Below are 6,691 nucleotides of genomic sequence, written 5' to 3' on the forward strand. Positions count from 1 at the left end.
GAATGAAAACGATTTGATTAGGGTGGATATTGGACTAGATTTAGTTAACATTTTTTTAAGCAAAACGACCAAGAAATAAGAGGTATTTTAACAAAAGTTGGTTGATTTGTCTAGGGTTATTGTTGGTTTTATTGTTATAAATCAATTTGTTGTGTGGTTTTTAAGGGTTGACTAATTAAGCTTAATGTAGCGTGTCTGGAGAGATATAATCTTGCTTGGAAGGTTGCAGGGTTTCTTGAATGAGCAAGGTACCCATACGCACAAACTCAATAATTTCACTGAGGTCTTGTGCGTTTTGCTCATCATCTAAAACATTACCATCAAGTTTAGATATTTCACTGAAGTCTTTAATCATTTCCAAGACATCCTCATCAGTGGTGGATACTTTTTGTAAGCCTAAGCCAACTAAAAATCCCTGACACCACTGAATAAGCGTATCAGCTTGCTCTCTGAGTTTAGAGTTTTCATCGGCAATCAGCAGTTGAAAGTTGAGTGTGGTGTCGCTAAGTTGCGATAGCGTGGTGTTGTAGATTTTTGCTAATTGTTCGTGAGCATCCTTTTCATTCACATTGTTTAAATCGATACTCACCAAGATTTCATTTAGCCAATCGTCTAACTTAAGCTCAGGCTTAACACAGGAAAAACCACATAAGATTCCGTGTGCATTGGCAATAGTATCATCAGTATTTAAGTTGTACAGAGTGCTCTTGACTTCGTCGTAGTCAATGAGGTTATTGTCTGTCATAAAGTCTTCCATTAAGAGTTTCCAGCCAAGATTTCCATCACTGCCATACGCACCGCAATACCATTGCTTACTTGTTGAAGAATCACAGATTGCTTGCCATTGGCAACAGAGGAATCAATTTCAACGCCACGATTAATCGGACCAGGATGCATCACAATGGCATCCGATTTTGCCAATGCTAGGCGTTCAGGTGTTAAGCCGTAATTGTCAAAGTATTCTTGTTCGTTAGGAATATCGGCTTCTAACATGCGTTCTTTTTGTAGGCGCAACACCATCACCACATCACAGTTTTTGATGCCTTCTTCAATATTATCAAAACATTTAATTGTCGCACATTGCTTAGAATCACATTGCAAACCTGCTGGCGCAATGAGACGAATATCACTTGCCCCTAAAGTTTTGAGTGCTTGAATATCAGAGTGTGCCACGCGTGAGTGAGTGATATCGCCCACAATGGCTATGGATAGATCCTCGAAACTTTGTTTGTGTTGGCGAATGGTCAACATATCTAATAATGCTTGTGTTGGGTGAGCGTTAATACCATCGCCCGCATTTAAAATAGAAACACCATCAATGTTTTCAGCTACATGATGTGGCAAGCCACTTTGTTTGTGGCGAATAACAAACATATCGATTTGCATCGCTTTGAGCGTGTGTATGGTGTCAAGTAGCGACTCGTTTTTTTTGGTAGCTGAGTTAGCTAAATCAACATTGATAATATTGGCACTGGTGCGTTTCCCAGCAATTTCAAAAGTATTTCGTGTTCGGGTGGAAGACTCAAAAAACAAGTTAGCGACGCTCATATCATCGAGAGCTTTGGATTTTTTTAGATTGCCTTGAGCATCAAGTAAACCATCGGCAACATCTAAGATATGGGTTAAATGATTCTTAGAAAGCCCTTCAAGTCCTAATAAATGGATTAACTTGCCAGATGAGTCTAGTTGAATGTCATTACTAATCAAATCTTTATTCATCCGTTTTTAATTGTCCTCAAGCCAAGTCTGCAAAATTAACGCAGCTGAGCGTTTATCTACATCACCGCGTTTTGCATTTGGGTGATAATGGTTGTATTTTAGTTGTTTTTTGGTAGCAGATGATGATAAATACTCATCAATAAACACAGTTTCTAACTTGTATCTGTTGGCCAATTTGCGTCCAAATGACTTGGCAATAAAGGTCATTTCTTGTTCTTTGCCATCTTTATTGAAGGGCAAGCCAACTACAAATAAATTCACATTATGCGCATTAATAATTGCATCAAATCCTGCAAAATTAATAGAACCATTTTTGTTATTTTCAACCACACCAATGCCATTGGCTGTGTGTGTTAGGCTATTAGCAATCGCAACCCCCGTGCGTTTTGTGCCTACATCAAAACCTAGGTAGGTTTCAATATTCATTTTGTTTTTTTAATTGTTGCAATAATTGATAGCCGACATAACCATCAATGGCTAAGTTGTTTGCACGCTGATAATCACGAGTAGCGTTGCGAGTTTTTGGACCTGAAAATCCATCAGGTTTACCTGCGTTAAAACCTAATTCATTGAGCGTGGTTTGAATAGCAAATACATCATCACGACTGAGCGATGGCTCATCAGCAGACTCAGCGATAAGCACAGGTTGTCCATTAAGGCGGTCAGACAAGTAACCAACAGATAAGGCGTAGAGGATTGAACGGTTCCATCTGAGAATGGCGTAAAAGTTTCTATAAACCAAAAAAGCGGGGCCTTTGTGTCCCATTGGTAAAATCAATGATGCTTCAGGTGGTGAGAGCAATGAGCGAGAATTTTTTTTGCCATCTGCACGTTTAATCCCTAAAGACTCCCATTCCCTAATGGTTTTTTTGATTTTTAAGCTTGCCAATGAAAAATCAAAATCTTCAGGGACTGTTACCTCACGACCCCAGCGTTCGCCTCTATGCCAACCAATACGTTTTAGAAAATTAGTGCTTGAATGAAAAATATCTTCCTTGCTGCCCCAGAGGTCTAATTTGCCATTTTTGTCTGCATCCACACCGTAAGCGGCAACATTGCTTGGCATAAATTGTGTATTACCCATTGCACCTGCCCAAGAGCCTTGTGCGTTGTGGGGTAGTTTTTCTTGGTCAATCAGTTTGAGTAAAATTAACAATTCTTTGGTAAAGAACTCGCGTCTACGCAAATCAAAACTCAATGTTGCCAATGAACGCACAAGAGCCATTTTCCCTACATGTTTGCCGTAGTTGGTTTCCAACCCCCAAAAGGCCACTAAGATTGAAGGCTGCACGCCATATTTTTTATAAATGCGTTCTAACAGAGGGCGATTTTCTTCAAGTTTAACCTTACCCTCTTCTAAGCGATTGTTGCTCACTCTTGAATTCATATAACGCCAAAAGTTCAAGGTAAATTCTGCTTGATTGCGGTCATATTGAATGACTTTTGGGTCAGGTGTTAATCCGTTAAAAGCACGATCTAGTGTTGCTTTTGAGATGCCTTGCTTTATTGCTTTGATGCGAATATCTGCCAAGAACGCTTCAAAGTTTTGCGTGGTATCGGTGCTAAGGGTATCATCTGCTTTAGCAAGGCTTGTGCCTGCTGAAATCGTGAGAATAAACAAGAATATGAAACGAAACATAACAAAATTATACCTTATCAGCATTGTCTTGTTGTTTAGTGCTTGTGGCGTGAGTGAAAAAATAAATACCTTTTCTGGCTCAACTATGGGAACCACCTATACGGTGAAAACGATTGGTGACAACGGCATCTCTCAACAAAAGATTGATGACAGACTTACGCAAATTAATCAAATTTTTTCAACTTGGGATGCTAAATCTGAATTATCTGCAGTTAATCAACAATCGGTCAATGAATGGATTAAAGTCTCTGATGAGTTATTTTATGTTTTAAAAACAGCCAAAGAAATTCACCAACAAACCGAGGGATATTTTGACCCTGGTATTGGGAATTTGGTTGATGTGTGGGGTTTTGGTGCTAACAAACAAATACAAAAACCAAGCCAAATCGAAGTATATAAGGCATTTATCAACAGCTCTATTCGCTATCTAACACTTAAAGATGGAGTCAACAAAGCAGTTAAAAAAACCAGAGATATTTATATTGACCTATCAGCAATCGCCAAGGGTTATGGTGTAGATGCCATTGTCAAACTGTTGAACACGCAAAATTATTTGGTAGAGATTGGCGGCGAAGTACGAAGTGGCGGCAGTAATAATGGTAAACCGTGGATGGTGGGTGTTGAGCATCCAAGCAAGGCAACGCCAATCGCCATTACTCTAAATAATCAAGCGATTGCCACTTCAGGCAATTATCGTCATTATTTTATTTGGCAAGGCAAGCGCTATATGCACATCCTTAATCCACATACTGGACTACCTGCCAATAGTGACTTAGCATCAGTGAGCATTATCCATCCACAAACAATGGTAGCAGATGCCTACGCCACAGCTATGATGGCAATGGGCAGCCAAAGAGCCACAGCTTTAGCAAAACAACTGGGTCTGCCGGTAATTTTGATTTTAAATCAACAGGCACATTTTAAAGTGACAAAAATTAACTTATGAAACCTTTATTGAAACCTTTGGCTGAGAGTTTAAGGCCACAAATCTTAGATGAGTTCTTTGGGCAGTCGCATTTGTTGCGTGATAGGCATCCATTAAAGCAGGCAATTGACAATAAACAGTTACATTCAATGATTTTGTGGGGGCCATCAGGCACAGGGAAGACCACTTTAGCGCGCATTATTTGCAAACAAGTTGAGGGGCATTTCGCCCAGCTTAGTGCGGTATTAGATGGTGTTAAAGAGTTGAGAATTGTAGTAGAAAACGCTAAAAAATTTCAAAATATTAAACAGCAAACTGTTTTATTTGTTGATGAAATTCACCGTTTTAATAAGGCACAACAAGACGCATTCTTACCACATATCGAATCAGGGCTAATTACACTGATTGGCGCGACAACAGAAAATCCGTCGTTTGAACTGAATTCTGCTTTGCTTTCTCGCCTGAGTGTTTATGTGCTTGAGTCATTAAAGGCAGATGAGTTGGCGCAAATTTTGCAACGAGCCTTGACGCACGAAAATCTAACAACCATGGACAGACCCGCACAAGACAGCATTATCAATGCTAGTAGTGGCGATGCTCGACGACTCATTAATATTGTTGAGCAAATTGCATTGGCTAAGTTGGACAAGCTGGATACGGATTCAGTGGGGCAGTTGTTGCAAGAAAAAATCAGTGTTTTTGATAAGGGCGGGGATATTTTTTATCAGCAACTTTCCGCCTTTCACAAATCAGTGCGTGGCTCATCGCCTGATGGTGCGTTGTATTGGATGGCAAGAATGTTGGTGGCAGGTTGTGATGCGAAAACTATTGCTAGGCGATTGTTAGCCATCGCTTCAGAGGACATTGGTAATGCCGACCCTAGGGCGTTAGAAATTACGTTAAATGCTTGGCAGGTGTTTGAGCGAGTAGGCGAGAAAGAAGGCAATCGAGCAATTGCACAAGCGGCGGTGTATTGTGCCGTTGCACCTAAGTCAAATGCAGTTTATAAAGCCTTTAATCAAGCAATGAGTGAAGCAAAAGAAACGGGAGATTTGCCTGTGCCGAAGCATTTGTGCAATGCACCTACTGGGTTGATGAACGACTTGGGTTATGGTGAAGGTTATCGCTATGCACATAATGAACAAGGCGCTGTGGCAAAAGGGCAAACCTATTTTCCTGAAGCATTGGGCGAGCAAAGTTATTATGTGCCAACAGAGCGTGGTTTGGAGATTAAAATTAGTGAAAAATTAAAACAATTAAGAGGTTCATAATGACTTTTTTTCCAACAGTTTTGGCAATTGGACTGGGTGCAACTATTGGCGCAAGTATGCGTTATTATTTAACACAACTTATGAATGCCACCTTTGGAAACGCCTTCCCCTATGGAACACTCAGTGCCAATGTTATCGGCTCATTTGTAGCAGGCATTTTGGTGGTCGTCATATTGGAAAAAGCGGCACTTAATGAGACATATCGATTAATGTTGTTGATTGGTTTAACAGGTTCGTTAACTACAATGTCAACTTTGTCTTGGGAATCGGTAGAGATGATTAGTCTTGGGCATTATGGGCAAGCCAGTATCAATATTTTATTCAATATATTATTATCGTTATTGGCAGCAGGTCTGGGTGTTGTATTGGCTCGGTATCTGTTTAGTAACTAACTAAAAAAATAATGGTTTACAGTTTACAGTAAACTATATATTATGAACAATGTAGATAAAAAAAACAATACACGCCATCAGATATTGAAATATATCCAAGACTCAAATATGGTAAATCCTACAGAAATTGGCACGCACTTTGATATCTCCAGGCAAATGGTTCATCGCCATTTAAAGAGTCTAGTTGAAGCAGATAAAATTAAAAAAATAGGCTCTGCGCCAAAAGTTTTTTATGCTGTAATTAATAAGGATACAACGATTGCAGATTATCAACTTGATATCAAAACTCAAAATATTATTGTTAAAGATTTTTTCTTTATTGAGCCTACAGGCGAAGAATTATCTGGCATCAATGGTTTTGAGAAATGGTGTAGTAAGCGAGGTTTTGATATCAACCGAAAAGCCAATGAATTTAGACAAGTTATTGAAAAATATCAAAAAAAGAAAAAGAATGATTTGTTAGATGCCAGTAAAAAAATAAATAAAACTTTTGGTAATAATTGCTGTGTGGATAAGTTATTTTATTTTGAATTTTATGCAGTTGAGATTTTTGGAAAAACCAGAATGGGGCAAAAATTACTCTATGCCAAACAAGGGAAAAGTAGAGCAAAAATGAAAGAAATTGCTTCCTTGATTAGAAACTCAATTGTTCAGTTGATTAAGAAGTACAACATTGATTCTGTTGTTTTTGTGCCACCAACTGTGCCAAGAGAAGTCCAGTTTATGAGGGTATTATACCATTTTC

Annotated in this window: 8 protein-coding genes; 4 read left to right on the top strand and 4 right to left on the bottom strand. The window is 39.0% G+C overall.

Annotation, left to right across the window (positions count from 1 at the left end; genetic code table 11):
* Nucleotides 1–181: 181 nt before the first annotated feature.
* Genes BAZSYMA_RS00925 through BAZSYMA_RS00940 form a run of 4 tightly spaced genes read right to left on the bottom strand, consistent with a single transcriptional unit; the run spans nucleotide 182 to nucleotide 3,358 of the window.
* Complete coding sequence (locus BAZSYMA_RS00925; RefSeq protein ID WP_090714630.1) at nucleotides 182–745, bottom strand: UPF0149 family protein; 564 nt, start codon at nucleotides 743–745, stop codon at nucleotides 182–184.
* Between the two features lie 11 nt (nucleotides 746–756).
* On the bottom strand, nucleotides 757–1,719 hold the full coding sequence (locus tag BAZSYMA_RS00930; protein WP_090714617.1) for an aspartate carbamoyltransferase catalytic subunit: 963 nt from the start codon (nucleotides 1,717–1,719) through the stop codon (nucleotides 757–759).
* Between the two features lie 6 nt (nucleotides 1,720–1,725).
* Nucleotides 1,726–2,145: a Holliday junction resolvase RuvX gene (gene ruvX / locus BAZSYMA_RS00935; protein ID WP_090714620.1), complete on the bottom strand. Its 420-nt coding sequence runs from the start codon at nucleotides 2,143–2,145 to the stop codon at nucleotides 1,726–1,728.
* Nucleotides 2,135–3,358, bottom strand: a complete 1,224-nt coding sequence (locus BAZSYMA_RS00940; RefSeq protein ID WP_090714623.1) for a lytic murein transglycosylase — start codon at nucleotides 3,356–3,358, stop codon at nucleotides 2,135–2,137. Before BAZSYMA_RS00940 ends, ruvX begins: the two co-directional genes overlap by 11 nt.
* Here BAZSYMA_RS00940 and BAZSYMA_RS00945 point away from each other — a divergent pair.
* From BAZSYMA_RS00945 to BAZSYMA_RS00960, 4 genes are all read left to right on the top strand, one after another.
* Entirely contained in the window at nucleotides 3,345–4,304 is a 960-nt protein-coding gene (locus tag BAZSYMA_RS00945; RefSeq protein ID WP_237731675.1) for an FAD:protein FMN transferase, read from the top strand. The two genes, BAZSYMA_RS00940 and BAZSYMA_RS00945, sit on opposite strands and share 14 nt — an antisense overlap.
* Entirely contained in the window at nucleotides 4,301–5,554 is a 1,254-nt protein-coding gene (locus BAZSYMA_RS00950; RefSeq protein ID WP_090714626.1) for a replication-associated recombination protein A, read from the top strand. The genes BAZSYMA_RS00945 and BAZSYMA_RS00950 overlap by 4 nt, the downstream gene beginning before the upstream one ends.
* Nucleotides 5,554–5,946 carry a fluoride efflux transporter CrcB gene (crcB, locus tag BAZSYMA_RS00955; protein ID WP_090714628.1) on the top strand — a complete coding sequence of 131 codons (393 nt, stop codon included), beginning with the start codon at nucleotides 5,554–5,556 and terminating at the stop codon, nucleotides 5,944–5,946. Before BAZSYMA_RS00950 ends, crcB begins: the two co-directional genes overlap by 1 nt.
* Nucleotides 5,947–5,988: 42 nt before the next feature.
* On the top strand, nucleotides 5,989–6,691 hold a 703-nt coding region (locus BAZSYMA_RS00960; protein ID WP_143243043.1), incomplete at its 3' end, for a winged helix-turn-helix domain-containing protein.

It is taken from the genome of Bathymodiolus azoricus thioautotrophic gill symbiont, assembly GCF_001298715.1.
GTDB lineage: Bacteria > Pseudomonadota > Gammaproteobacteria > PS1 > Pseudothioglobaceae > Thiodubiliella.